The sequence below is a fragment of the Cupriavidus gilardii genome (assembly GCF_008801915.1).
GTDB lineage: Bacteria > Pseudomonadota > Gammaproteobacteria > Burkholderiales > Burkholderiaceae > Cupriavidus > Cupriavidus gilardii.
Map to the genome: position 1 here is coordinate 1 of NZ_VZOV01000068.1, position 877 is coordinate 877.

The window sequence follows — 877 nt, forward strand, 5'->3', positions numbered from 1 at the left end:
CGAACAGGACCGTGAAACGACTTCGCGCCGATGATAGTGCGGACTACCCGTGTGAAAGTAGGTCATCGCCAGGCTCTCCTTTGAAAACGCCCCAGATCCTCAAGGTCTGGGGCGTTTTGCTTTGCGGCGGCGGAGACACCGGCTCCGCGGGTGCCTCGCTCCCTGCCCAGGTTGCTGAACCGGCATATCCTGGCCTCTGTAGAGGCATTCCAGGCCGTTCTGCGAGCCCCTATAGGGTGAGAGGACATCGTTTCCGATGTTCGCGAAGATGGTTCGCCACGGGCCGCCGCAGCCCGATTCCGCCGACGATCGAACAAGCCGTTTTCTTGCAAGGTAGCCGGAAAGCGCTTGACAGGCGGGGGCGATTACACCATAATCGCAAGTTCTCTGCGGAGAGGTGCCCGAGTGGCTAAAGGGGGCAGACTGTAAATCTGTTGGCTTACGCCTACGTTGGTTCGAATCCAACCCTCTCCACCAGAATGCAATGCAGCAGCAGTCCGGCAATGTCGGTGAAGTGAAGTAACCCGGGCGGGTGTAGCTCAATGGTAGAGCAGAAGCCTTCCAAGCTTACGACGAGGGTTCGATTCCCTTCACCCGCTCCAGCAGGATTGCTGCAACGCAGTCATCAAGTTTCGCCCATGTGGCTCAGTGGTAGAGCACTCCCTTGGTAAGGGAGAGGTCGGCAGTTCGATCCTGCCCATGGGCACCAAATACCGCACTGGCAATATCGCTACCGAGACAGGAGTCGCGAAATGGCAAAGGAAAAGTTCGAGCGGACCAAGCCGCACGTGAACGTTGGTACGATTGGTCACGTTGACCACGGCAAGACGACGCTGACGGCGGCGATTGCGACGGTGCTGGCTTCGAAGTTCGGCGG

Annotated in this window: 1 protein-coding gene and 3 tRNA genes; all 4 read left to right on the plus strand. The window is 58.6% G+C overall.

Annotated elements, in window-relative coordinates:
- The first annotated feature begins 391 nt into the window (after positions 1-391).
- Positions 392-477: transfer RNA gene (locus tag F7Q96_RS26425), tRNA-Tyr, on the plus strand.
- Positions 478-528: 51 nt separating this feature from the next.
- Positions 529-602: transfer RNA gene (locus F7Q96_RS26430), tRNA-Gly, on the plus strand.
- A 32-nt stretch (positions 603-634) separates the two neighbouring features.
- Positions 635-709 (plus strand) — tRNA-Thr (locus tag F7Q96_RS26435).
- A gap of 43 nt (positions 710-752) precedes the next feature.
- On the plus strand, positions 753-877 hold a 125-nt coding region (locus F7Q96_RS26440), incomplete at its 3' end, for a GTP-binding protein (protein WP_249041735.1).